The 24324-nt window shown below is 58.1% G+C and carries 29 protein-coding genes, 1 tRNA gene and 2 pseudogenes; 10 read left to right on the top strand and 22 right to left on the bottom strand.

What is annotated here, in order from left to right; genetic code table 11:
- Nucleotides 1–3: 3 nt before the first annotated feature.
- The 3 genes and pseudogenes from AB4N91_RS01560 to AB4N91_RS01570 all read left to right on the top strand — a co-directional run.
- Nucleotides 4–642 (top strand): annotated as a pseudogene (locus tag AB4N91_RS01560) (PAS domain-containing protein); the annotation flags it as partial.
- A 150-nt stretch (nucleotides 643–792) separates the two neighbouring features.
- Nucleotides 793–1230, top strand: a pseudogene (locus tag AB4N91_RS01565) (methyl-accepting chemotaxis protein); the annotation flags it as partial.
- A 57-nt stretch (nucleotides 1231–1287) separates the two neighbouring features.
- Nucleotides 1288–1887 carry a flavin reductase family protein gene (locus AB4N91_RS01570; RefSeq protein ID WP_221107371.1) on the top strand — a complete coding sequence of 200 codons (600 nt, stop codon included), beginning with the start codon at nucleotides 1288–1290 and terminating at the stop codon, nucleotides 1885–1887.
- A gap of 12 nt (nucleotides 1888–1899) precedes the next feature.
- Here AB4N91_RS01570 and AB4N91_RS01575 read toward each other — a convergent pair whose 3' ends face one another.
- Both AB4N91_RS01575 and AB4N91_RS01580 read right to left on the bottom strand, forming a co-directional pair.
- A complete protein-coding gene (locus AB4N91_RS01575) occupies nucleotides 1900–2268 on the bottom strand; it encodes a cupin domain-containing protein (protein ID WP_077749023.1) in 369 nt (122 codons plus the stop codon).
- A 76-nt stretch (nucleotides 2269–2344) separates the two neighbouring features.
- The gene (locus tag AB4N91_RS01580) at nucleotides 2345–3154 is read right to left on the bottom strand and encodes an AraC family transcriptional regulator (RefSeq protein WP_077749037.1); all 810 of its coding nucleotides are present in this window, start codon (nucleotides 3152–3154) and stop codon (nucleotides 2345–2347) included.
- A gap of 186 nt (nucleotides 3155–3340) precedes the next feature.
- On the opposite strand from AB4N91_RS01580, the gene ddlA reads away from it, so the two are divergent.
- On the top strand, nucleotides 3341–4435 hold the full coding sequence (ddlA, locus tag AB4N91_RS01585; RefSeq protein WP_460112046.1) for a D-alanine--D-alanine ligase: 1095 nt from the start codon (nucleotides 3341–3343) through the stop codon (nucleotides 4433–4435).
- A 33-nt stretch (nucleotides 4436–4468) separates the two neighbouring features.
- Complete coding sequence (locus AB4N91_RS01590) at nucleotides 4469–4813, top strand: gamma-glutamylcyclotransferase family protein (RefSeq protein ID WP_460112047.1); 345 nt, start codon at nucleotides 4469–4471, stop codon at nucleotides 4811–4813.
- Between the two features lie 76 nt (nucleotides 4814–4889).
- Here the strand turns inward: AB4N91_RS01590 and AB4N91_RS01595 are convergent, their stop codons facing one another.
- The 3 genes from AB4N91_RS01595 to ggt all read right to left on the bottom strand — a co-directional run bounded on the left by AB4N91_RS01595 (nucleotide 4890) and on the right by ggt (nucleotide 7646).
- Complete coding sequence (locus AB4N91_RS01595; RefSeq protein ID WP_077749022.1) at nucleotides 4890–5261, bottom strand: helix-turn-helix domain-containing protein; 372 nt, start codon at nucleotides 5259–5261, stop codon at nucleotides 4890–4892.
- A 3-nt stretch (nucleotides 5262–5264) separates the two neighbouring features.
- Entirely contained in the window at nucleotides 5265–5567 is a 303-nt protein-coding gene (locus AB4N91_RS01600) for a type II toxin-antitoxin system HigB family toxin (protein WP_077749021.1), read from the bottom strand.
- A gap of 246 nt (nucleotides 5568–5813) precedes the next feature.
- Complete coding sequence (gene ggt / locus AB4N91_RS01605; protein ID WP_460112048.1) at nucleotides 5814–7646, bottom strand: gamma-glutamyltransferase; 1833 nt, start codon at nucleotides 7644–7646, stop codon at nucleotides 5814–5816.
- 164 nt (nucleotides 7647–7810) lie between these two features.
- Here ggt and AB4N91_RS01610 point away from each other — a divergent pair, with 164 nt between their 5' ends.
- Nucleotides 7811–8920, top strand: coding sequence for a DUF2817 domain-containing protein (locus AB4N91_RS01610; RefSeq protein WP_304818012.1), 1110 nt, complete (start codon nucleotides 7811–7813; stop codon nucleotides 8918–8920).
- A 578-nt stretch (nucleotides 8921–9498) separates the two neighbouring features.
- On the opposite strand, the gene AB4N91_RS01615 is transcribed toward AB4N91_RS01610, so the two are convergent.
- The 3 genes from AB4N91_RS01615 to AB4N91_RS01625 form a co-directional block, all read right to left on the bottom strand.
- Nucleotides 9499–10032 carry a pyocin activator PrtN family protein gene (locus AB4N91_RS01615; protein ID WP_460112049.1) on the bottom strand — a complete coding sequence of 178 codons (534 nt, stop codon included), beginning with the start codon at nucleotides 10030–10032 and terminating at the stop codon, nucleotides 9499–9501.
- 67 nt (nucleotides 10033–10099) lie between these two features.
- Nucleotides 10100–10291: a helix-turn-helix transcriptional regulator gene (locus AB4N91_RS01620; protein ID WP_460112050.1), complete on the bottom strand. Its 192-nt coding sequence runs from the start codon at nucleotides 10289–10291 to the stop codon at nucleotides 10100–10102.
- 274 nt (nucleotides 10292–10565) lie between these two features.
- Nucleotides 10566–10784, bottom strand: a complete 219-nt coding sequence (locus AB4N91_RS01625; protein WP_460112051.1) for a hypothetical protein — start codon at nucleotides 10782–10784, stop codon at nucleotides 10566–10568.
- Nucleotides 10785–11028: 244 nt separating this feature from the next.
- Here AB4N91_RS01625 and mobV point away from each other — a divergent pair, with 244 nt between their 5' ends.
- On the top strand, nucleotides 11029–11979 hold the full coding sequence (mobV, locus tag AB4N91_RS01630; RefSeq protein WP_460112052.1) for a MobV family relaxase: 951 nt from the start codon (nucleotides 11029–11031) through the stop codon (nucleotides 11977–11979).
- Nucleotides 11980–12345: 366 nt separating this feature from the next.
- Nucleotides 12346–12855 carry a Panacea domain-containing protein gene (locus tag AB4N91_RS01635; protein WP_460112053.1) on the top strand — a complete coding sequence of 170 codons (510 nt, stop codon included), beginning with the start codon at nucleotides 12346–12348 and terminating at the stop codon, nucleotides 12853–12855.
- A gap of 276 nt (nucleotides 12856–13131) precedes the next feature.
- On the opposite strand, the gene AB4N91_RS01640 is transcribed toward AB4N91_RS01635, so the two are convergent.
- The gene (locus AB4N91_RS01640) at nucleotides 13132–13338 is read right to left on the bottom strand and encodes a hypothetical protein (protein ID WP_460112054.1); all 207 of its coding nucleotides are present in this window, start codon (nucleotides 13336–13338) and stop codon (nucleotides 13132–13134) included.
- A 283-nt stretch (nucleotides 13339–13621) separates the two neighbouring features.
- On the opposite strand from AB4N91_RS01640, the gene AB4N91_RS01645 reads away from it, so the two are divergent.
- Nucleotides 13622–14143: a hypothetical protein gene (locus AB4N91_RS01645; RefSeq protein ID WP_460112055.1), complete on the top strand. Its 522-nt coding sequence runs from the start codon at nucleotides 13622–13624 to the stop codon at nucleotides 14141–14143.
- A gap of 807 nt (nucleotides 14144–14950) precedes the next feature.
- Nucleotides 14951–15106: a hypothetical protein gene (locus AB4N91_RS01650; RefSeq protein ID WP_460112056.1), complete on the top strand. Its 156-nt coding sequence runs from the start codon at nucleotides 14951–14953 to the stop codon at nucleotides 15104–15106.
- A gap of 48 nt (nucleotides 15107–15154) precedes the next feature.
- On the opposite strand, the gene AB4N91_RS01655 is transcribed toward AB4N91_RS01650, so the two are convergent.
- The 13 genes from AB4N91_RS01655 to AB4N91_RS01715 all read right to left on the bottom strand — a co-directional run bounded on the left by AB4N91_RS01655 (nucleotide 15155) and on the right by AB4N91_RS01715 (nucleotide 24312).
- Nucleotides 15155–15463, bottom strand: a complete 309-nt coding sequence (locus AB4N91_RS01655) for a hypothetical protein (protein ID WP_460112057.1) — start codon at nucleotides 15461–15463, stop codon at nucleotides 15155–15157.
- Nucleotides 15464–15857: 394 nt separating this feature from the next.
- Entirely contained in the window at nucleotides 15858–16220 is a 363-nt protein-coding gene (locus AB4N91_RS01660) for a hypothetical protein (RefSeq protein WP_460112058.1), read from the bottom strand.
- Nucleotides 16217–18007 (bottom strand): DUF927 domain-containing protein, encoded by a 1791-nt coding sequence (locus tag AB4N91_RS01665; protein ID WP_460112060.1) that lies wholly within the window; start codon nucleotides 18005–18007, stop codon nucleotides 16217–16219. The genes AB4N91_RS01660 and AB4N91_RS01665 overlap by 4 nt, the downstream gene beginning before the upstream one ends.
- Complete coding sequence (locus AB4N91_RS01670) at nucleotides 17994–18872, bottom strand: toprim domain-containing protein (RefSeq protein WP_460112061.1); 879 nt, start codon at nucleotides 18870–18872, stop codon at nucleotides 17994–17996. The genes AB4N91_RS01665 and AB4N91_RS01670 overlap by 14 nt, the downstream gene beginning before the upstream one ends.
- On the bottom strand, nucleotides 18872–19153 hold the full coding sequence (locus AB4N91_RS01675) for a hypothetical protein (protein WP_460112062.1): 282 nt from the start codon (nucleotides 19151–19153) through the stop codon (nucleotides 18872–18874). The genes AB4N91_RS01670 and AB4N91_RS01675 overlap by 1 nt, the downstream gene beginning before the upstream one ends.
- A 12-nt stretch (nucleotides 19154–19165) precedes the next feature.
- Nucleotides 19166–19699, bottom strand: coding sequence for a hypothetical protein (locus tag AB4N91_RS01680; protein ID WP_460112063.1), 534 nt, complete (start codon nucleotides 19697–19699; stop codon nucleotides 19166–19168).
- Nucleotides 19696–19914 (bottom strand): hypothetical protein, encoded by a 219-nt coding sequence (locus AB4N91_RS01685; protein ID WP_460112064.1) that lies wholly within the window; start codon nucleotides 19912–19914, stop codon nucleotides 19696–19698. The genes AB4N91_RS01680 and AB4N91_RS01685 overlap by 4 nt, the downstream gene beginning before the upstream one ends.
- Before the next feature lie 463 nt (nucleotides 19915–20377).
- Nucleotides 20378–21025, bottom strand: coding sequence for a KilA-N domain-containing protein (locus AB4N91_RS01690; RefSeq protein ID WP_460112065.1), 648 nt, complete (start codon nucleotides 21023–21025; stop codon nucleotides 20378–20380).
- Nucleotides 21022–21324 (bottom strand): helix-turn-helix domain-containing protein, encoded by a 303-nt coding sequence (locus AB4N91_RS01695; protein WP_460112066.1) that lies wholly within the window; start codon nucleotides 21322–21324, stop codon nucleotides 21022–21024. Before AB4N91_RS01695 ends, AB4N91_RS01690 begins: the two co-directional genes overlap by 4 nt.
- Nucleotides 21325–21585 (bottom strand): helix-turn-helix transcriptional regulator, encoded by a 261-nt coding sequence (locus tag AB4N91_RS01700; protein WP_460112067.1) that lies wholly within the window; start codon nucleotides 21583–21585, stop codon nucleotides 21325–21327.
- Between the two features lie 103 nt (nucleotides 21586–21688).
- Entirely contained in the window at nucleotides 21689–22657 is a 969-nt protein-coding gene (locus tag AB4N91_RS01705; protein WP_460112068.1) for a hypothetical protein, read from the bottom strand.
- 176 nt (nucleotides 22658–22833) lie between these two features.
- Complete coding sequence (locus AB4N91_RS01710) at nucleotides 22834–24066, bottom strand: tyrosine-type recombinase/integrase (protein WP_460112069.1); 1233 nt, start codon at nucleotides 24064–24066, stop codon at nucleotides 22834–22836.
- Nucleotides 24067–24235: 169 nt separating this feature from the next.
- Nucleotides 24236–24312, bottom strand: a tRNA-Met gene (locus AB4N91_RS01715).
- Nucleotides 24313–24324: the final 12 nt, after the last annotated feature.

Genomic DNA, 24324 nt, shown 5'->3' on the forward strand with positions numbered 1-24324 from the left:
GAGATGCTGGTCCTGACCCTGGATCCTGATGGACGGATTCAATTGGTCAACCAGAACTTCCTCGGCGAGATGCTCTACAAAAGCAGCGACCTGATCGGCCGGCACATTGAAGACATCGTCCCGCCCCATGTGAAATCGGACGAATTCCACCTCCGCTTCAAGGCTGCGCTGACCCGCCGTGAGCACTTTGCCGGCGCCGTGCGTTTGCTGCGGGGCAATGGCAAGGAAGCCTGGTTGCGTTCGATTGTGCAGCCCGTGTTGTCCTCGGAGGGGCGGATCAAGCACTTCTCGATTTATTCCAGCGACCTGACCCGCACCATCGAGGCGTCCCGCGAGCATGAGAACCTGATCGGCGCGCTGGTGCGTTCGACGGCGGTCATCGAGTTCGATCTCAATGGCAATGTGTTGGCGGCCAACGAGCGGTTCCTCAGCGGCATGGGTTACAGCCTGGCGCAAATCAAGGGCAAACATCACCGTACGTTCTGCGAGCCTGAAGAGTACAACAGCGCGGAATACCAGAACTTCTGGCGCCGCCTGAACGCCGGCGAATTCGTGGCAGGCCGCTTCAAGCGTGTGGACAACCACGGTCGTGTGGTCTGGCTGGAGGCGTCCTACAACCCGGTGGTGGATGCCAACAACACGCTCTACAAAGTGGTGAAATTCGCCACGGTGATTACCGATCAGGTCAATCAGGAGCAGGCGGTCGCCGAAGCGGCCAACATCGCCTACAGCACCTCCCAGCAAACCGATCAAAGCGCTCAGCGTGGAACCGCCGTGGTGACTCAGGCGGTGGACGTAATGCGTGACCTAGCCCGGCACATGCAAACCGCCGGCGAAGGCATCGAAGCGTTGAACGAGCAGTCGCTGGTGATTGGCACCATCGTCAAAACCATCAGCGGCATTGCCGAACAGACCAACCTGCTGGCGCTTAACGCGGCCATCGAAGCGGCGCGCGCCGGTGAACAGGGGCGAGGTTTTGCGGTGGTGGCGGATGAAGTCCGGCAGTTGGCGTCCCGTACCAGCCAGGCCACCGATGAAATCGTTGGCGTGGTACGCCAGAACCAGGACATGGCGCGCAATGCCGTGGCCCTGATGACCGACGGCAAACTTCAGGCTGAACAAGGCCTGGCGCTGGCGGCGGAAGCGGGCACGGTGATCGTCGAGATTCAGGACGGCGCGCAGAAAGTGGTGAACGCGGTCGGGCAGTTTGCCAATCAACTGGCGACTTGATAACTGACCTCTAGGTGGAAATCGCTACAATCGGCGTTTTCCCCAGGAGCAGCCCTCATGAGCGTTTCTCACCGCCGTCCGGTTCCCTTGTCCAAGGCTTATCGCTTGCTCAATCACGGGCCGACCGTGCTGGTCAGCGCGGCGCATGAAGGCCAGCGCAATATCATGGCCGCGGCTTGGGCCATGCCTTTGGACTTCGAACCGCCGAAAATCGCCGTGGTGCTGGACAAGTCCACCTGGACCCGACAACTGCTGGAAGCGTCGGGCACCTTCGTGCTGAACGTTCCCTGCGCGGCCCAGGCCGACATCGCCCAGACTGTGGGCTCGACGTCGGGCCTGGAGCTGACTCAGGGCCAGGGCCTGGACAAGTTTCAGGTCTACGGCCTGCAGACGTTCAGTGGCGAGCTGATCGATGCGCCGATGCTTGAAGGTTGCGTCGCCTGGCTGGAGTGCCGACTGCTGCCGGAGCCCAACAACCATCAGCAATACGACCTGTTCCTGGCCGAGGTGATTGCCGCCCAGGCCGATGAACGCGTGTTCAGTGAAGGCCGTTGGCACTTCGCGGGACACGATGCGCTACGCACCCTGCATCATGTGGCGGGCGGGCATTTCCTGACGATCGGCGAGCCGGTGGACGGCAAGACTCTGCAGCCGTAAACCGGCTGCCTTTTACACCCAGACGTCATTCTGCGCCGTGCGTTCGCCGCCTTCGCTGCCTGTATTCAGCACACCCTTGGGCTCGATCAGCAGCAGTTTCACTTCTTGCGCGGCAGAGGGTTTGTGCTCGACACCCTTCGGCACCACATACATTTCGCCCGCGTTCAGCAGGACGTGGCCATCGCGAAAGTCGATGCGCAGCTGCCCCTCGAGCACGATGAAGGTCTCGTCGGTGTCCAGGTGATCGTGCCAGATGAAATCCCCCAGCAGTTTCACCACTTTGAACTGGTAGTCGTTCATCTCGGCGATGACCCGAGGGCTCCAGTGCGAGTCGATCCGGGCGATTTTTTCAGCGAAGTTCAGGCTTTGGTAGGCGTTCATGAAGAATGCTCTCGTGGTTGATCGTGAAGCCACGATAGTCAGCACGGCAGCGGGCTTCTTGTACGATTGTGCGCGCTCAGCGGCGGTGCATTTTCATCCAGCGGGCCGGTGACAGGCCGTATGCCTTGCTGAATTGCCGGGTCATGTGGCTCTGGTCGGTGAAACCGGCGATCAGTGCGGCACTGACCAGAGACTGGCCCTGGATCAGCAGGGCGCGGACCAGGTCCAGGCGACGCATGGTCAGGTATCGATAAGGGCTGGTGCCAAACAACAGGCGGAAATCCCTCGATAGACTCCAGCGATCCCGACCGCTGTGCTGCGCCAGTTCCTCCAGTGTCACCGTGCGATCCAGGGCGCTGTGGATGAACTCCCGCGCGCGCTCCGCCGCCACGTAGTCGAAGCGTTGGCGTTTACCGGGCGCGCCGGAGACAGTGCTCAATGCCTGCGCCAGATCGAACAGCGCGTCCTGCTCTTCCAAGGGATCGAGGGGGCAATCCAGGCTTCGCAGCAGCACGTCGGTGGCGGCGAACAGGCGTGGGTCGGTCGACAATCCGGTCTTGATGAACGGCAGCGGTTGCCCGCCGAGTATCTGCTGGATCAGCGCCGGCTCGATGTACATCATCCGGTACTTGAAGCCGGCCTCGGTGCCAGCCTCGCCATCGTGGACTTCGTCCGGGTGCAGCACCAGGGTCCCGCCGGGCAGGCTGTGGCGCCAGCCGCCGCGGTATTGAAAACTCTGCACGCCGGCCAGGGTCCGGCCGATTGCGTAGGTGTCATGGCGGTGAAGGTCGTAGCCGTGGCCGGCAAAAAATGCCTCGAAACGCTGAACCCCGCCCACGTCGGGGGCGCGATGGAACCAGTCGATGGGAGGCGTGTGCTTGGCCATGGTGTCGTTGTCTTGAGCGCAATGTCGACCACGGTAACCCAGGGACCGGCCACCTGTCTGCTGGCCGACAAAACCCATGGGGCTGGTAGAAAACCGCATGCAAATGTAGCAAGGTATCGAGCATTCTCTGCACCCTGTAAGCCATCGAGGCGCGGGTGCGTTTGATCGTTCGTCGAGGTGTCTGGTATGAGCAAACTACGGGTAGGGATTATTTTTGGTGGTCGTTCGGCGGAGCACGAAGTGTCGCTGCAATCGGCGAAAAACATCGTCGATGCGCTGGATCGGTCGCGCTTCGAACCGGTGCTGATCGGTATCGACAAGCAAGGCCATTGGCACCTCAATGATCCATCGAACTTCCTGCTCAACCAGGAAAATCCGGCCCTGATCGCCCTCAACCAGTCCAACCGGGAACTGGCCGTGGTGCCGGGCAAGGCCAGCCAGCAATTGGTCGAAACCTCGAGTCAGGAAATGCTGGGCCACGTCGATGTGATCTTCCCGATCGTGCACGGCACGCTGGGTGAAGACGGTTGCCTGCAAGGCCTGTTGCGCATGGCGGATTTACCCTTTGTCGGCTCCGATGTGCTCGGCTCGGCGGTGTGCATGGACAAGGACATCAGCAAGCGGCTGTTGCGTGACGCCGGGATTGCAGTCACGCCCTTCGTGACCCTGACTCGTGCCAGCGCCGAGCGCACCGGGTTCGCCGAGGTCCAGGCCAAACTCGGTCTGCCGCTGTTCGTGAAGCCGGCGAACCAGGGGTCGTCCGTGGGCGTCAGCAAGGTCAGTGACGAAGCCGAGTACACGGCGGCAGTGGAACTGGCCCTGGGTTTCGATGAAAAAGTATTGATCGAATCCGCCGTCAACGGTCGCGAGATCGAGTGCGCGGTGCTGGGCAACGAAGATGCCATCGCCAGCGGTTGTGGCGAGATCGTGGTGCGCAGCGGCTTCTATTCCTACGACAGCAAATACATCGACGCTCAAGCGGCAGAGGTCGTGGTGCCGGCCAACATCAGCAGCGAGGCCAGTGAGCGCATCCGCGCCTTGGCTGTCGAGGCGTTTCAGGTGCTCGGCTGTTCCGGGCTGGCGCGGGTCGATGTGTTCCTGACCGACAGCGGCGAAGTGCTGATCAACGAAATCAACTCACTGCCCGGCTTCACCCGAATCAGCATGTACCCCAAGCTCTGGCAAGCCACCGGCATGACTTACAGCGAGCTGGTCAGCCGCTTGATCGATCTGGCGCTGGAGAAGCACAAGGCACGGCAAGCGTTGAAGATCACCCGATAAGCTACTCGGGACTATTCAAACAAGGATTTATGGATGAGCGATAAAACGGAGTACCTGTTTTCCTACGGCACCTTGCAGGACAAAGTCGTGCAACTGTCCAACTTCGGGCGCGAGCTCAGCGGCAGTGCCGATGCGATGCTGGGGTACGAGCAGTCCTGGGTCGAAATCACCGACCCAGAGGTGTTGGCCACCAGCGGCAAGACTCACCATCCGATTCTTCGTCCGGGAAGCGATAGCAGCGTCCCGATTCCCGGCATGGTGTTCCAGATCACACCCGAGGAACTAGCCGCCGCCGACAGTTATGAGGTATCGGATTACAAGCGTGTCAGCGTAGTCCTTCAATCCGGGATTGAAGCGTGGGTGTACGTGAGCGTGTAGTGTGCCTGCGTGATATCCGATGAGCCGGGGAGGGGAGATTTTCAGCGTCGGCCAGTACGCTTCGACCGACGTTTGATCAAGCTTGTTTCATAGGTTTAATCAGGCTCTCTGCTGGTATTCCGAACAGATCATGTAGTTTCCATATCATCGGGAGCGTCAACGCACGCTTGCCATTAAGCACTTCGTAAACCCGGTTTGTCCGGCCAATGGCAGGCGCAAGGTCCGCTGCGGACAGACCTGATTGTTCCATGCGAAATTTTATCGCATCGATTGGATTGGGCAGATCAACTGGAAACTGCTTCGATTCATAAGCTTCGATCAGTGTGATCATGATGTCGAAATAATCCCCTTCAGGCGTGCCAGGCTCTGGCTCATTGTCGAAAAGGGCAGATACAGTCTTGAGGGCTGCGCGGTAGTCCTCGTCGGTGTGAATCGGACGAATGTTCATTGGTTACTCCATCTCGACGGTATCGGCGTCGATTGCGTCGTACTGCTTGTGAGTGCCGACAAATTTTATGTAAACGGCGCCGAAGCGATAAGCCACAGCGACTACCAGCCGAAAGTCATTACCCTTGATGTTGAACACGACTCTACGGCTCTTGAGAATGCTGGCGGTAGCAAAGTGCGCTTTTATGTTCGCAGGTGTTTTCCACTCGGCATTTCTTGCCTCGTCAATCCAAGCTAGTAAGGATTGTTCTGCGTCCGGGTAGCGCTCCCAAAAACTTTTAAGCTGACTAATGGCGATAATTCTCATGGCGTGATCCTAGTCCCGTGATGGGACTGATGCAAGTCTGTGGAGGTGTGGCCGATGGGAGGTGCGGACTCGACTTTGTACCTAGGTGCTTCGGGTGGCTGAACTGATGCGAAAAATGATCTTTGAACTCTATCGAAGAAGCAGTGGTGTGCAGGTAGGAAAAGTCGGCGCGAGGTAGCCGAACAGGACTCATTACATACAAAAAAGGCCTACCTCCCGGTAAGCCTTTTCCACCCTCTGTAGGAATCAATCCCCCAACGCAGCCCCCTCACGCCGAGGATCGGCCCCGCCCGCCAACGAAGCCTTCCCCTGCGCATCCTTCACCCGGACAATCGCCTGGGTGCCGCTGGTCATGTCGATCTCGCTCACGCTGTGCCCTTTGTCCTTCAGCGCCTGCATCAGCCCGGCGCTGAACTGCCCCTCTTCCAGTTCCGTCGGGCCGTTGCGGCTGCCGAAGTTGGGCAGGCTGATGGCGGCTTGCGGGTCGAGGTTCCAGTCGAGCAGGCCGATGGTGGATTTGGCGACGTATTCGATGATTTGCGAACCGCCCGGCGAGCCGATGGTGGCGAGGAATTCACCGCTCTGGCGATCGAAGATCAGCGTCGGGGCCATGGACGAGCGGGGGCGTTTGCCGGGTTCGACGCGGTTGGCGACTTTCTGCCCGTTTTCTTCCGGGATGAACGAGAAGTCGGTCATCTGGTTGTTGAGCAGGAAGCCCTGCACCATCACGTGCGAACCGAACGCGGATTCGACGGTGGTGGTCATGGACACCGCGCCACCTTCGTCATCGACCGCGACCACTTGCGAGGTCGAGATGCGCAGCGGTGAACGGTCCGGTGCGTAGGCGATCTTGATGCCCGGCGGGGTGCCGGGTTTGGCCGTGCCCATGCTGCGGTCACCGATCAGGGCGGCGCGGCTGGCCAGATAGCTCGGGTCCACCAGGCCTTTGACAGGGACGGGAACGAAGTCGGCGTCGGCCAGATAGAGCGCGCGGTCGGCGTAGGCCAGGCGCTCGGCTTCGGCAATCAGGTGCACGGCTTCTGGCGTCGGCTCGGTGCCGGCGGGTTTGCCGGTCTTGACCGGTTTCATTGAGGCCAAGGCAAAACGCTGGTCGCGTACTTCCAACGCCTGGAGTGTGCCGAGGATCTGCGCCACGGCGATCCCGCCCGACGACGGCGGCGGCATGCCGCAGACCTGCCAGCGTTTGTAGTCGGTGCATAGCGGCGCGCGTTCCTTGGCCGTATAGCCTTGGAGATCGTTCAGCGACAGAGTGCCAGGGTTGGCGTGGCCCTGAACCTTGGCGACGATTTCTTGCGCAACCGGCCCTTTGTACAACGCATCGGGACCTTCTGTGGCGATGCGTTTGAGTACGGCGGCCAGTGCCGGGTTTTTCAGCTGAGTGCCGGCGGCTTTCGGGCTGCCATCGGCATTCAGGAAGTACGCCATCATGTCAGGCGAGCGACGCATGGAGGAATCTGAAGCGATCAGCTGATGCAAGCGCGGCGAGATGGCGAAACCTTGCTCCGCGAGTCGGATGGCCGGTTCGAACAGTTGCGCCCATGGCAGACGACCGTGTTTCTGATGTGCCAGCTCAAGCGCTCGCAACACACCGGGCGTGCCCACTGAGCGACCCCCAATCTGCGCCTGGGTGAAGGCCATCGGTTTGCCGTCGGCTTGTAGGAAAAGCTTCTCCGTGGCGCCGGCCGGTGCGGTTTCGCGACCGTCGTAAGTGCGCACGTTCTTGCCATCCCACAACACAATGAACGCGCCGCCGCCGATGCCCGAGGATTGAGGCTCCACCAGCGTCAACACCGCTTGCATGGCAATCGCGGCATCCACCGCCGAGCCGCCCTGACGCAGCATCTCGCGCCCGGCCTCGGCCGCCAGAGGGTTGGCTGCCGCCGCCATGTGTTTCGAGGCGTGCCGGGTTTGCAGGTCGGTGCGATAACCCGAGGCGACTTCCGGCGCGATCGGCAATGTCGACGTGGGCGGGGCGTTGCACGCTGCAAGGGTCAGCGCGGTGGCGATCAGCGAAAAGGCTGACAGGCGATAGCGGCTCAAGCGGAAGGCTGAGAACACGTTGGGCACTCCGTCCGTGGGAAAAGATCAGGGGACTTTATCGGCCGACAGGGCGTGGTGCAAACCACGGATGACAGCCAAGACGCTTTTACCCTTCATGAATTGACGGATTTTCTGTAGGGTCGAGGGCATCAGACGGGTCAGAAAATCAACAAGAGGCAGCCATGCAGACCGAGTTTCCCACCCAGCCGAGTTATCGCACTCAGCGTGAGCAATTCCTCGCCGCAGCGACCGCGGCCGGAGCGACGTTGACTGAATATCCGCATCCCCTCAAAGGACCTTTCGGTGAACCCTTGAGCACCGATGTGGCGGTGTTGGGTGATCCAGGTGCCAAGCGATTGCTGATTGCGTTGAGCGGCACCCATGGGGTGGAAGGTTTCTATGGCTCGGGATGCCAGATCAAGTGGATGCAGGAGTTGGGCAAGCGTTCACTGCCGGCCGATGTCGCGGTGGTGATGATCCACCTGATCAATCCCTGGGGCACCGCATGGCTGCGTCGGGTCAACGAAGACAACATCGATCTGAACCGCAATCACCTGAACTTCGAACGTCCGCTGCCGGACAATCAGGCTTACGCAGCGCTGCATGACATCTATGCGTTCACTGAGTTGCGGGGGCCCGAACGTGAGCGCGCCGACGCCTTGCTCGACGGACAGATTCGCGAACACGGCTGGCCAGCGGTGATGTCGATCGTCGAGGGCGGCCAGCACAGTCATCCCGATGGCCTGTTTTATGGCGGCCTGGCGCCGAGCTGGTCGAACCGCACGCTGCACGAAATCCTGCAAACGCATGTTGCTCACGCCGAGGTCGCGATGTGTTTCGATTTGCACACCGGCGCTGGCGAGTACGGTCATCCGATGTTGCTGACCATCACCGAGGCGGCTTATCCGGCGCTACCCGATGCGCAGGCCATTTATGGACCCTGGCTCTACACGTTGCTGACCGGTGCCGACACCTTGAGCGAAACCGGCGTGGCGGCCACCGCGACGGGCTACACCTCGCAGGCACTGATCAATGCGCTGCCGCAGGTCAAACTGATGCCGTTCGTGATCGAGTGCGGGACGTATCCGGGGCCGGACGTTCATCGTCATTTGCGCGATGACCACTGGCTGCATCTGCACGGCAATCCAAGTGATGCGGTGGGGCGCGAGATCAAGCTGAATCTGCTGGAGCAGTTCTATCCTGCCGACAGCGACTGGCAGGCGATGGTCTGGCTGCGGACGTGGCAGATTTGGGAGCGCGCGTTATCGGCGTTGCCGACGGTTCGTTCTTGAAGTGCTGTTAGGGGCACTTTTCGCGAGGCATAAAAAAACGGCCTACCTTTCGGTAAGCCGTTTTTAGTACTTGGTGGTACACAGACATTTGAACCTGAGCATTAACGTTATGTATTTTAAGGGGTTTATTGTTCGTATTTTTAGCTGGGATACATGTGGGGATACACGGTGCTCGTTGCTAGGTCGATTTTTGCCATTTTCCGCCTCACCAGAAGGTGCTCGGAAGTGACCATTTGGTAAGGTGGTTCGCTCCGACGAACGGTATCAAACCAGCGGCTTTGGACTTCCAAGTTCTGGCCCTATGCTCATCCGCGGCTCGGGGCTTTTACCTGGCCGGAACCTGCCTCCTCGGTGGGCTTTTGATTGTTTGCCCGCCTCCACCCAAGCTTCGTAGCCGTCGACGTCGATCAGCACGCGCCCATCAGGGGCCTTCCGCCAAACGTAATCTTTTCTCCAGGTGCCGTCAGCAATCTTTGATCGGATAGCTGCCTCTGTGTATCCCGACTCGCTGGAAAACTTCCTTACGGTCAAGTAGCGCATCTCGTGCACTCCACAATTTCGGTCGACTGACCTATTGGCTAGAGATCCGACTCTTTTGCCCTTTCGATCTTGTCCGCGCACCAGGCCAGCACATCTGACTTAACCCAGGCCACAGCCCGACCACCCAGCTTTACCTGTTTGGGGAATTGGTCAGCATTGGCCATCTCATAAATCGTGGTAGTGCTCATTCCTGTAATCCGTTTCACTTCCGGCAGCCTAATGAACTGTATTGATTGTTCAGCAGGTTCAGCAGGTCGATCATTCCCAATTTCCACCTTGCTGACCGACTGACGGGGCAGCGTTTTGGGTCGACGTCCCATCAGCCGATCATGCTCCGTTTTGGCCTTATCGCGCTGAATGTCCAGATAGTCCGCTAGGTCGTTCACGTGTACTCCACGCGCAGATTTCTGGCTCTGCTCAATGGGAACAATTACGAGGTCAATCTGGCCGGCCGCCACCTTCATTTTTAACTTCTCAGGTGTGAGATGAGTGAAGTAGTCGGCGCAAACACGATCCAATGGAACAATGACCTGGCCGTCATACTGAGCCATCAGAAGGAAAATGGTATTCATCGGTCTACTCCTCGCAACAACGTCGTCAACCCACGCGCGAACCGATAAATTCCAGCCGTCAAATCCGTCAGTCGCTTGGGCTCAGATCGAACATCCACTTAGCGATTGCTGACTGACGCCAAGCCACCGAGTTGGGGCCTATCCTGACCTGTTTGGGAAAGGTGCCCTCCCTGATCCGGCGATAAACCGTGTTTCGACCAAGGCCGGTGATGTGAAGTACCTCGTCGAGGCGCATGAAGCGATCGATGCTCGCTGTCATCTCCTGATATCTCTCAGTGTTGGCGGTGCCTGTCTCGGTCTACCGACCTTCCGCGCCTTGTTCTCGCCGTCCCGGCAGGCGCGCAGGAACTCCCAAACATCCGCCTTCAGCCAGCAGTGCCTGGTGCCCATCCTGAAGCTCTTCGGCAGCCAGTCCACTCCCCGGCGCATTCCCTCTCTGACCGACGCCTCTGTTCGGCCAAGCATCGTTGCTAAGTCGGCAACAAACAACACTTCGCAGTCATCGTCCATACGCGCTCCCTGCTGACGTTGGTTCAAGCAGTGCCTTGTGACTTGAGTCTGGCCAGCCCCTGATTGATATGCCCGGCGTTTTCGCCGATCGCGTCCAAGGCAGTCCTAATATTGTCCCCGACCTCAGCATGACCCTGGCTTTCGACTAGCAAGGTCAGCTCCATCAGCGCAGCCTCCAAGGCGAGCTGGTTGTGATACATGCGTTCCAGGACATCAGGGAGAGAGTATTCAGGGTAGGGCATCGCATCGACTCCATTCGAGAAAACGAAAGCGTAGCAGCGCTATTCAATCGGGGGCGCTCATGGCGTTAATTCAACGCTGGTCGTTTGGGGGCAGTGAGCTACGGAGCTGCTTTTCTTCCGAAGGAAGCGAACAACAAACGCAGTTTGTGTAGTGAGTACACAAGCTGCGCTTGGGGTGAGTTGCGCCGGCCTTCGCTCCACCCGCACGCTGAAGATGAGAACACTCAGCACGGGGGAGGCTGCCATGCCTTACACGATACTAAGAACAAAAAAGCTGAAGTCGGTCGCCGGGATTTTTGGATCAGGCCGACACACATTCCGAGAGACGTCCACACCGAACTCCAATGGCGCGGCCAATGTGCACGTTGGTGGAGCGTCGACCGCTGCCGGTCTAGCCAACGCATTCTTGGCCAAGCTGCCGGAACGCAGACGTAGAGGCGCGGTGCTCTGCATTGAATATCTGATCACCGCGAGCCCCGAGGCATTCGCCCGGCATGGCGGAACGATTCCAGACACGGGCGGCTACTTTGATCGGGCCATAGCTTGGCTAAAAGCTCGGCACGGCGGTGCGAACATTGTCAGCGCAACCATTCACCTGGACGAGAGAACACCTCACCTCATCGCGTATGTCCTGCCGCTGACCAAGGACGGAAGATTGTCGGCGCGTGACTTCCTTGGCGGTGCCGCCAAGCTGCGCAAGATGCAGACCGACTTCCATCATTGGTGCGGGAAGCCTTACGGGCTGCTGCGCGGCATCGAAGGATCGAAAGCCACCCACCAGAAGGTCAGCCAGTATTACCAGGCGCTCGCTACTGATGAACCGGTTATTGAACGGTCAGATCTGGCCGCTGCTGTCATCGGGATACAGACGCCCAACTTCAAGGCGCTGCTGCTTAAGGCCAAGACTTCGACCATACAGGAAAAGATTCAGCGCTCAGCCGCTGAGGCGCTACATGCGCGACAGGCGGGGTTGGATCGGCACGCGGTCGAACTCCGGCAGGCCAAGCGGGCGCTTGAGGATCTGGAGGTCACACTAGAAAAGCGAGCCAACAGTCTGGCCGAGGTTGATCAGGCATTAGAGATAGCTCTGCTGAAAGCTGGGCGGGAAAAGGAACGCGCTGACCGGCTGGCCAAGCAGCTCGCCGATTTGACCAGGCGAATGACCGAGGCTGACGTGGCAACAACGCCACACTGAGGCGTTCTCACCCAATGCCCTTAGACCCGAGGGCATTGGGTGGACATTCAAATACCCCGATTCAGGGGGGATTAGATATCCGGAATTCCTGGTATGTAGGTCGAAGTGTCGAAGTGAGGAAATCCCGCTGCGCCAGGCAAAGTGGCCGGCAGACTGCTAACGTCAGCGGATGATGAGATGTTACCTACGCAGCGACGGCCCAAAGCTTACATATCTTGGCAATAGGTAGCTGTACACTGGACACAGATATAGATGAATTACCATTGACAGAACCTAGCTTGTGGTAATAATCGGCGGCTCATTTGACAATCCGACTGGGACACCCCATCTATAGGATGGAAACCAGTCAACCAAGAGGAGGTGCTCATGGCTTACTCAGCTCTAGCGGTAGCGAACGCCTTCATTGAGCAAGGCCTGAGAGGGAAAATCCCCAATCTGACGCCGATGAAGCTGCAAAAGCTTCTATTTTTTGCTCAGTCTTGGCATCTGCGAAACAAAGGAGAGAGCACGCCTCTCTTCGATGACAACTTTGCTCGCTGGAAGTATGGCCCAGTGATTCCGTCGCTCTATCACGAGCTAAAGACGTATGGCGCCAAGTCGATTGCATCCACGCTCAGTAATGTTGACCTTGATGAGGATGGCGAGCTTATGCTCGTGACCCCTTCCATTCCGGCATCAGACGCGGACACGCACAAGCTTATCGATCAGATCATCAGCAAATACGGTGGACTGTCCGGTACGCAGCTGTCTTACCTAACCCATGAACCAGGTACGGCATGGGAGCTAGGGCTAGTGAATGGCGAGGCCGATGGCTCAGCGATCACTTGGGAGCAGATGGCGCAACATATTCACCCTGAGAGTCGTATGCGTGCCTGAGAACCCAGCTCCCCAGCGCAGCCTACTATCCCTCGACCTATCGAATGTTCCAGAAGCTCCCAGCGGTGAAGACGAACAGCCGATAAACGAGAACCCCTCTCATGTTAAGGACGATGAGAGGAGAGAAAGAGTCAATTCGTTGAAGTCCGACCGACTTCTTCGAGAGTCATACGCCGACAAAGCTTGTTACATCGTAGTGGGCTGTTTATGGGGATGGGCTACCTTCCTGCTGTTTGCCGGCTGGACGAAGTATTACGACCAGCCGGCTTTCTCTGATCAAACAATCGCCGTTGTCACCACTGGGGTAACACTTAATATTTTCGCAGCCTTGCTGTGGGTAATTCGCGGCTTGTTCCCTTCAGCCCCCAGCAAGCCAAAAACCAAAAAGCGCGGGAAAGGCAAGGGTAAAAACAAACCGTGAAATAGCCAGGCAATTGCCGCTTGGCAGTTCCCCTGATCCTGTTTTTCCTTGGTTTTAAGCATAAAGATCTCACCTTTTCGTGTTCGGCGCTCCGTGTTGATTCCTACACAGAGTGTCGTTTTCTACACGCATGAACCTGACAAAACCTGACATTGAAAACGCCGGCACCTGATCAGCCCGACAGCCTGCTAACAACTGCTTATGCGCCCCCGTAACGGAGATCCCTTTTATGGGTAGTAAAGGCCTTTTGAAAGCGGGCCCGAATAAGGCCGGGGCAACTGCCCCGGACATGTTAAAAGGCGGAGGTTGTGGGGTCTGCGCCCGTAATTTTTCAATGGAGATCACATGAGAAAAATAATTATTCTCGGAGGGGCCTGTATGTTGCTGGCCCTAAGCGGGTGCGACCACAAATTTGACGACATTCAAAGTTGCATACTGGGTGCTGAAAAGCCCATCCCTCTAGAAAAGGCAATCGCCGTTATAAAGGCTGCAGGCCTGGTAGTTTCTTCGCAAGAGCCAGCACCAAACACTTCTGCCTCTTCTGCCTCTTCTGCCTCTTCGGCCGCCGTCCCCACTTCTGGGCCGCTTGTCTTGCTTTGTGAGGCAGTGATTGACGGACAGCGCTTTACACAAACGATCCATCTGGATATTGCTTCGAAAGCCGCGAATGGACTGGTCGCAGCCGTCACCGAGGACGAGGTCAAATGGACTTCTGGCGTTCAAAATCCGGTGACTGGCAAGCCAACGTTGGAGCATCACACTTTGAGCCGGCTAAACGGCGACTATCGTTTTTACGAGGATGGCGTGCTCTATAGCCGCGCGCCACCGACTTACCATTGCTCGAAAGCGCCCACCGCCCAGTTTTGATATCGCTCCCACCATCAAAAAGTTCGCTATTAAGCAGTGAGCGTACGATGGTCACAGCATCAGTTCAGTGGAAACCTTGCTGGAAACCATGGCTCTCGCAACCTTGCCTGGTTGCCGCTCCTAGGTGGCAATCAACCGTGGCAACCACACTGGCAACCACCAGCTAGGTTCGCGCACCAGCACTGCGAACTTATGGTGCGAACCTCTGTGCGAACGCCGCAATCTTGCGCCCGTTACGCAAAGCAAGATGCGTACTTTTGCTGCGTACCAATGGCGTGTATATCTGGCCGGGAGGGCATTTCACACAATCCAAGTGCGTGAAATCACTGAGTGAAGGGCTGCGTGAAACAGCACGTTTTGCTGTAACACCCTCTGTAACAGCCTGCCTTGTCACAGGTTGCCAGCTAGACCGGTCTGATTTCGGAGCTATCTCTTTTTATGGCCTCTGAAAACTCGAATTTCCCTGTTAACCGCTGTGTTAACCACGGCGCCGGTATCCGTCTCGATGATGGGCCGCCAAGCGAAAGTGGTCACTGATGCTGGTCACCGCGCTTGGTCACCATCTTCGGTATCCGCCCCTGGAATGGCCGAACCATGGATACCAGTGTGGATACCGGGCGACGGAGAGTAACCAGTAGAGGTGGTTACCTTTACTGGTTACCGAAGCGTGACCAGTCTGATTAAAGGTCAACCTAATTGACCTTCATGGCGCCGCGGAACCACTAGACTCAATGACTAACTCGGTGCCGTCCGAGCAGGTAGTGCCCGCTGTTGTGGAAAGCTTTGATCGAAGGAGGGATCGATGTCTTGGTCATCCGAGTAAAAAGCCCGCACATGGCGGGCTCGGAGGTCTTGGTGGATTTCTCGAATTTTACGATGATCGACTTCATGATCTGGAAAGGCATTGCGATCGTGATTGCAGCAGCTATCTACGGCTTCTGGCTGGGTCTCACCGGTCGTTGACCACCTGGGGCGCCACTTTGCTCGCCTTTTCCGCGCCATGAGACATCATCAGTTACCCGTCAGAAATCGTTTTTGCACCCAGGTGCCGGGCGTGCCCGAGACGACACAGACCCAACCCTCGATGACATATTTCGAGCCGGCGGTGCCAAGCTCTGACGGCGCCGAGTTCTTCACTGAGTCGCCCTGCATCCAAGGGCCGCTGGATGGCGCAGCAGTGAGCGCAGAGTAAAAGGCTGTTATGCGCCCTTCTGCGAGCTGATTAACCTGATTGGTGTGCTCACGCAGTACGCGCAGTAGCAGTGGGTCGGTGATGCCGAGTGGAATCGAAAGGTGATTGGTCGTTGATGGGATAGTCATATGTGTTTCCTACAGGGCGCCTGCTTGCGGCTGGCTTTGGCTGAGTAGGGGCGGAATGCCCCGGTGGCATTGCTCGTTGTCGCGCGCACCTAGAAGTGCGCTTCCATCGGTGTGTTTTCGTAGTCCATTCGCAGATTAGAACCAGCCGTGCAATGGCGGCCTGTGGGCGCGTAGCAGGCTCTACACACCATGATGTGGTTAAGGTATAGGTCACGGACGTGGCGCCACTCAGGCGTAGCGGTGGCGGCGTTTGCGTGTGGGCCGGTGATAAACCGAGCAGGGCGTTCGACCCGAGTGGCCAGCACCAGGCGTGGGCGAGGTCGACTATCCACTCTTGGCGAGTCAGTACCGATAACGGCTAGCGGCATGTGATCGAGCAGGCCAGAAAGTAGGCTCATTGCACCACCTCGCCCGAATTGCTCCTGATCCAATGTTCCTGTGATTTCAAAAACACCGGCAACAGTGGCAACAGTGGCAACGTCCCCGTAAACCGCGGCTTCCAGGCGTTGCCTGTGCTTCCAAATTGTTGCCACCGCTTTTTTACTGGCAACGGTGATAACCAAGTGGAATGATTTGGCCAGCCTCTTATATTGAAACTGATGTGTGTGTTGCCAGTTGTTGCCACTTTTTTTATAGGGTGGCAACGGCTGACAGCCACGTTCCATAAGGCTGTTGCCGGTGTTGCCAGCGTTGCCAGTAATTCTAAGTTCCTGTGAACTTGGGCAAACTCGATAAGCAGCGCTTTGATGGTGATCATGCGTTTTGCGCCTCGGTGTCTAAGGCATCTGGATCAACCACATAAAGTCGAGCCTGCCCGCCACCAGGGAGCCGGTAGTTTTTGGTTTTGCGTTCGTTATTGCGGTCTGCGAGAGCGTTCGCGCCCTCAAGCGCTTTGATGATGCGAGTCAGGCCGTGTCCGTGCGCGGCCTCGATCAGCGCAGACTTGTTGAACAAGTAGAGCCGCTTGCCTGCTGCTAGCGCCCAGTACCCAGCGCGGTTGAATACCTTGGTGTCGGGCGTTTGATCGTCCACATCGGAGAACCGGCTACTGCCGTGCTTGTCGATAAAGTCCAGGATGCTGGACAGGATCTGACGGTCTTCGGCATTACCACTGCCAACCCGGCTCAACCACTCGCCATAAAGCAACTGGCAGTCAGTAAGGGCGCTTCCAGGCGTCCAGGGCAACAGGCCGAAGGCAATGGCCATTTCCCCCGCCAAGGCAATAACGGCGAAGCGATCCGCTACACGTCCGGCTTGAGCGTTGTCCTCAGTGAAGCTAGCGCGGATACCGGCAAAATCTTCCAGCAGGCCTGGGCGATCATTGCGGGCGAGTAGCTTTTCCACGAAAGCTGGCCCGATGTGCCCATGGTGGGTGCCGACAGCAACGGTCAGCAGGCGGTGGAAGTCCGCGCCCGCCAGGCCGTGCAATTCATCGAAGGCACGGTGGGTGCGATTACCTGCGTTCACGTCCACCATGCGCAACTCGGCGCCAGCGTGGGCGGCATTGCCGGAAATGGCGGCGTGCTCGGATAGGGAGCGCTCACCGCTGGAGAGCGTCAGCAGGCGCCAGCTCAGCTTGGCCCGGCCTTCACGCTCGCGGGTCATGGTGCCTTTGCCCTGCCCATTGGCGAGGGAGTAGGCCATTTCCTGCACGCGCTTGGGGTCGGCGCGTTTGATCTCGTCCAGAGGGAGGATGGTGTCATTACGGCTCGACGCTTCGATCTCAAGCCCCCCCTTGGTCATGTCCCAGCTGGCGGCGAAAACGCCCGGGTCGCCCCATACCGAAGAACCGATCAGTTGCGCAAGTGACTTGCCGCTCGAACTGTCGCCCACCAGATGAACGCCGCCACCCAGCACGCCGACCAGACTCAGCAGCGGGCCAGCCAGTGCGCAACCGATGGCTAGGGTCAGTACCGGATTGCCCTCGCACTTGGCGGCTACTTCGGTTTTCCAGCCCTCCAGATCACCGCGCTGGCTGAACAGGTTCTGACCTTTACCGCTGGCCTGATAACGCACCTTATCGCTGCCAATGGTGCGGCCTGGCAGTACAAAGGCGCCCGACTCATGCCAGCCCGGGCGGCAGGTTGTGGCGAACACTTCGGCGGGGCGTTGCTCCAACAGGTACTCCATGAACTGGCCCCGCTTCTTGAGGGCGATGATGACGCCCATGCCGAACAACTGGCGTCTGGCGTCCTCTCCGCTACCGCCGAACACCTCCATGGGAATGATCCACTCCTTGGTGCCGCTCTCGGTGACCAGGCGCAGGAAACGCCCCTCGCTGCCGTCATCGCTATTGGTGGTGCGAGCGACGACCGTCACGGGGGTGGCGATCCACTCGTCAGAGATAGGGCGTTCTGTCTTGTCGTCGTCGCTGTCATCGTCGGTGGCGGAGCGTTTAAAGCCATGCCAGTAGACGCCGGGGCGCAGCCTGCGGCCTTTCTCATTCGTCACCCAGTGATCGTAAACACCCCAGCACGGGCGCTCAGGCTCGACCGTAGGCGCCTCGGGGCGCAAGTTGATTACGTTGTTTTCAGGCGTGCGCATGGTGGCGGCTCCAGGCTGCAAGGTCGTTAAAGTCTGTAAGGGTTAGCGGAGCGTCGGCGGGCCACTCGGGAAACGTTACCAGCCCACCACAAGCGGCAGCGGCGGCATTGGCAGCGGTGCGTCCGGGATTGCCTACTGTCTGGCGGTCGTCATCTGATGCAATGATGATTTCCGCGTCGGGGTGATCAGCCCGAAGCGCCAGTGCCACCGGCTTGAGGTTTCCGGCATTCATGGCGCAGGCAACCGTGTAGCCGCTTTCGTGCAGCGTTGCGCCCGTGGCCCAGCCCTCGCAGATGCAAAGCGGTTTGCCCGGCGTCATACGCCCCAGCGGCGAATAAGCGCCCTTGATTCGGCCCCCAAACAGAAAACGCTTGCTGCCGTCCAAGGCGATCCGCTGAAGGTTGACCAGCACGCCGCCGGAGTACAGCGGCACCAGCAGTTCGTCACGGCGCTGGCGTAGACCGTGGGAGCGAACGCTCTTGGCGATCAAATAGGCGTGTTCAGGGTCGGCGCGGCGAGCATCCCCCCACCAGCGTTGGGCCCACTCGGCGGTCTGCTGTTGGCGCTGATTCTGTTCGGCCTCGCGCTGACGGCGCGCTTGCTCGATTCGTTCGCGCACTCGCGCGGCTTCATGTGCGTCTTTTGGCTCTCGACTGCACCACGTGTGGGAGCTGCCGTCTTTCCAACTCCCATAGGCCCCGGATGCGATGCCATCAAGAAAAAGAACGTACCAACCGTTGAGGCTGTTTGGTTTGTCGCCTGGCGCGCGGAAACGATGAATTGCGCCATCCGGCACTGGCATCCAGTCGAGTGGCCCATAGCTAGCCTGGAGGGCTTCATGGAACAAAATCGTAATGTCTTTCATCAGGCCTCTCCCTCGCGATTAGCGCCAGCAAAGGCCCGACAAACTTGCCCATTATTCAGCGCGTGCCAGTGGGTAATTTTGTCGATTGATTCCACCAAGCACACGGTCACCTGGGCGTCATCACTACGCATAACTACGCGGCCACACTCGGCGTCGGCCTCGGTCAAGAATGGGCCCAGCAGCGCCTTGGGCGCCTTTGGGTGAGTCACGTAAAACAGCTCAGTGGCTTTCTTCGGGCAAGCCGATCCCGCTGACGCTTGCGCGCCATTTTGAATTTTCATGTGCTTAAACCTTTAGCGAATCAGCAATTCACGGGAGTCAGCGAGGCTGTGCGCCCGGCGAGAATCTGGTCGTGGCCCCTCAGGTACCCGAAGCTGCGTCGCCAAGTGGCGAACATGAGGTTGGCCAAACAGCATCAGGTTGACCTTGGTCGCTTTGTCAGACCACCGCTCATGATCCGGGCCGTGACCTATGCGGTTAGTCACAACCCATTCCGGCAGCTGTTTACGTGCTCTCATTTCATTGAGCATTGTCCACCAGGTCAGATAACGGGTGCGCTCCAACTCCATCAGGTCAATGAGACTCTGATACTCAAAGGCACATGGCTGGAGGTCGTCTCCCAGTCGAATTTCGTCGATGCCAAATAAGGCCTGATTGACGATGCCTCTTTCGATCATCGACTCTTCATAGTCGGCATCGGTACCAATGCCCTTGGTGCGAACCCACTCCGGCAGCTCGTTGGAGATGCGGAGCTGATTGAGGACGCCCCACCACAGAGATGCGTGTTCTCGTTCATCGTGGATTGACTCCGAAAGTAGGCGACTCATTTCTCACCTCCTTGCGCGGCGATCAGATCGTCGAGGAGCTCTGCCCAGGCCATAGCCGTGTGCTGCGCCATGACGGCGGTGACACGCGCGACGATGATGGGGGTGGTGGGCGAGGCAATGAGGGCAAGGGCGAGACTCAGCAATACGAGGATGTCCTGCACGTCACTCAGGTCGTCGGTTTGGGGAGCGGTGGGCATGAGGATAGGGGTGTTCATACGACACCCCCATCAGCTTCAAGAGCGCGGGCGATGACCATGTTGGCGTTGTAGCGGGCGAGGCGAGTAGACAGGGACGAGCTCGCGCGGAGAGCGCTCAGGGCCATACGGCGGTGAGCAAAAGCGCGGATTGCGGACGGAATGAGGGCGTGTTTCATGGGTGTAGCTCCTTTACTTTGGAGCCACTCCTTTCTGCCGCCAAGCAGGGAAGGGTGGCGAGTCGCACAGGATTGGCGGATCGGGGTAAAGGAGCCCGACGCACCCGAAGGTGCTCCTGCGCAACCCGCCATAACACAAGAATGCGGGCGTAAAAAAAGCGCCTGCAGTCGTAATGGGGGCGCTGTTGCGCCTTTACTATTCGACCCGCCAAGGTCGTTGTCAGCAATGTGACAAATCAAACGATACCGGCGGACGTGATTGCTGGCAAGAGAAGTTATAGACCATTGATCGCGAGGCATGAGGGTCATGCAGCAATCCTCCGTTGGTGCTTGCTCTGCTGGTGACGGACGTATTGAAGCAATGCCGCCTTGCGCTCGGCAAAGCTCAGGCCCTGGCCCATGAGTAGTACGTCGCGAATCTCCACCATGGTGACAAGCTCCAACTCCTCAGCGCTCAGAAGGTCACGGTTGCGGCCAGCGAAAGCCCCCGTGATGGCCTCATTGATAAGCCGCGCCTCGTTGATGAAGTGGTGCCGCTGTGGCGTCTTGCCTTGGGCTTCGCAGTTGAAAGCGATGGCGTCACAGACGGCTTTGTGCCCGATCGCAGCCTCGCGGCGAGCACTGGCCCACGGCTTGGATTCGCCGCGCAGCAGTGCGTCTACCTGCTCGTCGCACCAGACGGCGAAGTCGACAGAAAGCCATCGGGCAAAGGCTACTGCCAGCTTGGGATGGAGCCAGGTGCCGCCGTTGCGTCCGCGCTGAGTGCGGACTAATTGCGGGATCTTCCCGCATTTAACCAAGGCCTCCAGGTAGGCAGCAGTTTCGGGAAGGCGCAGCCATTCGTGTGGGAGCTTGGCAAAGCGCGCGGCAGCTTCAGTGGCGTTGATCCAGCCGTCTGCATTGAAGCGCACAGCCTGGCCTTCGTAGGCGAAGGGAATAATGCGGGCGCTCATACGGTCACCCCGGCAGGCGGATTGGAGCTGAGGTAGTACAGCGCCACGCGACCGTGACTACGACCTTGATCATCGGTCAAGGTCAAGCGGTGTGTGAGGATCTTGTGGCCCAGGGCGCGCAACTCGTTGATGCGAGCACCAGGGCGAACGATGTTCAACTCGCGAATGGCGGTGAAGGTGTCAATCGGCCCGACTTTCAAGCGAGCCAAAAGGCGAACACGTTGTGCGTTTCCGCTGGTATTCTCTACATGAGTATTTTCGTGGCTGGCCTGTTGGTCGGCCATTTTTTTGTCTGTCATTTACGCAGCCTCCCCACGAAGTGCGATGCGCTGGCGAACCCAGGCTTGAACCTCCGCCAACACGAATCCAACAGGAGATCCGCGTGATTTGCTGTTGCTCAGCGATACCGGGCGGGGGAAGGCTGGATCATCCTTGAGCCGTTTGTACACAGTGGCACGGGCTAGGCCGGTGATGGTCTCCAGCTCGGGCATACGAATGATGACTGTGGACGGGTCGAACTGTGGAGCGCTGGCGAACTCGATTGAGCGGATGTTGTTCATATCTGTTTCCCGTTGTTGTTAGCGACGGAACAGATTTAATAGAGCCAGGCGATATGTCAGATAGGGGTGACATAGTGTCATGACACCATGTCAGATCCTTTTGTCATGCTTTCGGTAGGCCGTCCGGCTTGATGGCCATTGCCAGATAGATTGCTTTGTTGGGTGGTGTTTTAGTCGCTGGCACGTCCAGGCCAAGCTCCTTGCAAATTGCCCGCTGAATGGCGTCCTGCTTGGGTTGTCGCTTGTCTGGCGTATGGCCCGACCAATGCTCTTGGGCAACTCTGCACATGACCTCAAGCTCTTTGGTGGCGTACGGGAAGGTCAGGCCGCCTGCATTGGCTTCGGGTTGGTGGTCAGGCCTAACTGTGCGTATATCCTTAATCTGTTTTGCCATCGCATTAAATGCTTCATCATTTCGGCGCTTGGCTTCGGCTTGTTCTGCCAGTTGCCTATCCATGGCGACCACCATTTTTTCGGCCTGCTCTGCTCGCGTTTGCATGGCTGAAAACTCTGCGTGGTCATGCATCAGCATGTGCCGGATGTCATTCAGAGCCCTTTTCCCATCATCGGCGCAGCGCCTAGAAAGCTCAGCTTCGGCAGCCTCCCTAGCTGAGCGCTCCTGCTCTAGTTGCAGACGCAGGTTTTCCAACTCGGCAGCGCCGGCGCTTGGCTGCGGCACCGTACCGTTCATCTTATCGGCAAGGGCTTGTATGTCTGCTGGTCTGAATTTTGGGATGCGTTGATCTGGTGGCCTATCTATGAACCAAAGAACCTCTTTTTCCCCTCTGTTTCGTAGTGATCCAACCACACCAATCGCCCCCATCTCTGAGAGTCGCCAAGGTTCATCTACTCGGGCCATATCAGCCCCAATAACATCAGTGATTTTCTCTATCTCATCTGGCGTGCTGAGGTATCCCGCATCGCCACAGCAGTCCAGATAAACATCACAATGCCCGTCGTACCATAGCTGCGCAAAGTCCGCTGCACTTATAGGTGTTGAGGTCAATGACTGAAGCCAATTGCTCGCTTCTTTTGATGTGAGGAACTCTTTGAATCTATAGAGCTTTTCCATTCACGCCTCCCCAGGCGCTGCCCATTGAATAGATCAGCCAGCCAGGCGGATGGGTGTCCGATTTTCGCCCCGTCGGGCTAGGCTGGCTGAAACTCTTTAAATACTTTGCTACTGGCTATCCGAACAGTGATGGCTGTCAGTCTATATCTGTCTATGCGCGCAATGGAAGGCCCGCATTAGGCCCGCTTAATCGATACCACGTTGTCCTCGGCTAAGGTGTCAAGGTGATCGGCGTACCACTGCATCATGGTCGTGCGCTGCGGCAGGTACTGGGCCTTGTTGTAGACGCCAGCGACACCAGGTTTCTTGTGTGAGAGTTGAGCTTCGATATGGTTCTCATCGAACCCGTTTTCGTTGAGCACCGTTGACGCGATATGCCGGAACCCATGGCCAGTTTGCCGACCTTCGTATCCCATCCGACGCAGTGCCATCAGGAACACCGTGTCGCTGCGTGGCTTGGTGTGATCGCTACGACCCGGGAAGAGAAGGGGATAGCTGCCGGTGTAATGACGCAATTCCTCCAGCGCGGCGATCGCTTGGGAAGAGAGCGGCACTAGGTGCTCAAGGCCTTTCTTGCGGCCTTTACGCTCTACGGGGATCGTCCAAATCTTCTTGGCAAAATCGAACTCTGACCAGCGTGCCTCGCGCAACTCGCTGGGTCGCACGGCGAAGAGACTCAGCAGGCGCAGGCCGAGGCGCACGTCGTGGGCATGAGGGTAAGCGGCTATGGCGCGGATCAGTCCTGGTAGTTCGTCAGGCGACACGTGGGCGTAGTTCTCTGCCTTGCCCGACTGGAGGTATTTCTGAAGGCCTTCAAGCGGGTTATGAGTTGCGCGGCCGGTCACCCTAGCCAAGTCGTAGACGTCTCTGCAGTACGAGCGAACCCGGCTCATCTGCTCAAGGATTCCCTGCTGCTCCATGCCCCGAAGAAACTCCATCCATTCGAGCGGGGTGATGTCTGCATATGGGCGCTTACCGAACACGGGAAAAACATGTCGCTCGAAGGCGCCCATGATTCGCTTCGACGTGCCTGCGTCCCAGTTGGTGAGTCGTGAGGTGTACCACTCCCTTGCCAGCGGCTCGAATGTTTCGGCGGCAGTGTTCCTTTCCGCTTTCTTGCGAGCCTGCTTTGTGACGATCGGGTTCTTTCCATCAGCAGCGTCGGCGCGCAGCTCGGCAGCTTTCTGCCTGGCCACTGACCCGCTCACATCGGGATAACCGCCCAGCCCGAGCCATGACCATTCCCCGTCGGGCTTCTTGTATCGGAGCTGCCAGGACTTTTGACCGTTAGTTTTCACGCGGAAATAAAGACTGTTCCCATCGAGCTCGCGATACTCCTTGGCGTCAGGCTCTAGCCCGGCCAAAGCGGTGTCGGAGAGGGGGCGGCGCTTTATCTCTGAACGCTTCATTTGACCTGTATCCCTTCGGTTCAATTATTTGTCGAGGATACACAGAGGGATACAAGGAGGGAAGGTATAGGGGGATACAAGGAGGAACAGCCAGAAACAAGAAAGCCCGCACGAGGCGGGCTTCTTGTTTTGATTTATAGACATCCTGAGACATCTGTAAATCGGTACTTGGTGGCTACACAGGGACTTGAACCCCGGACCCCAGCATTATGAATGCTATGCTCTAACCAACTGAGCTATGTAGCCAAGTGGCGCGCA

The sequence above is a fragment of the Pseudomonas sp. H3_D04 genome (assembly GCF_054669175.1).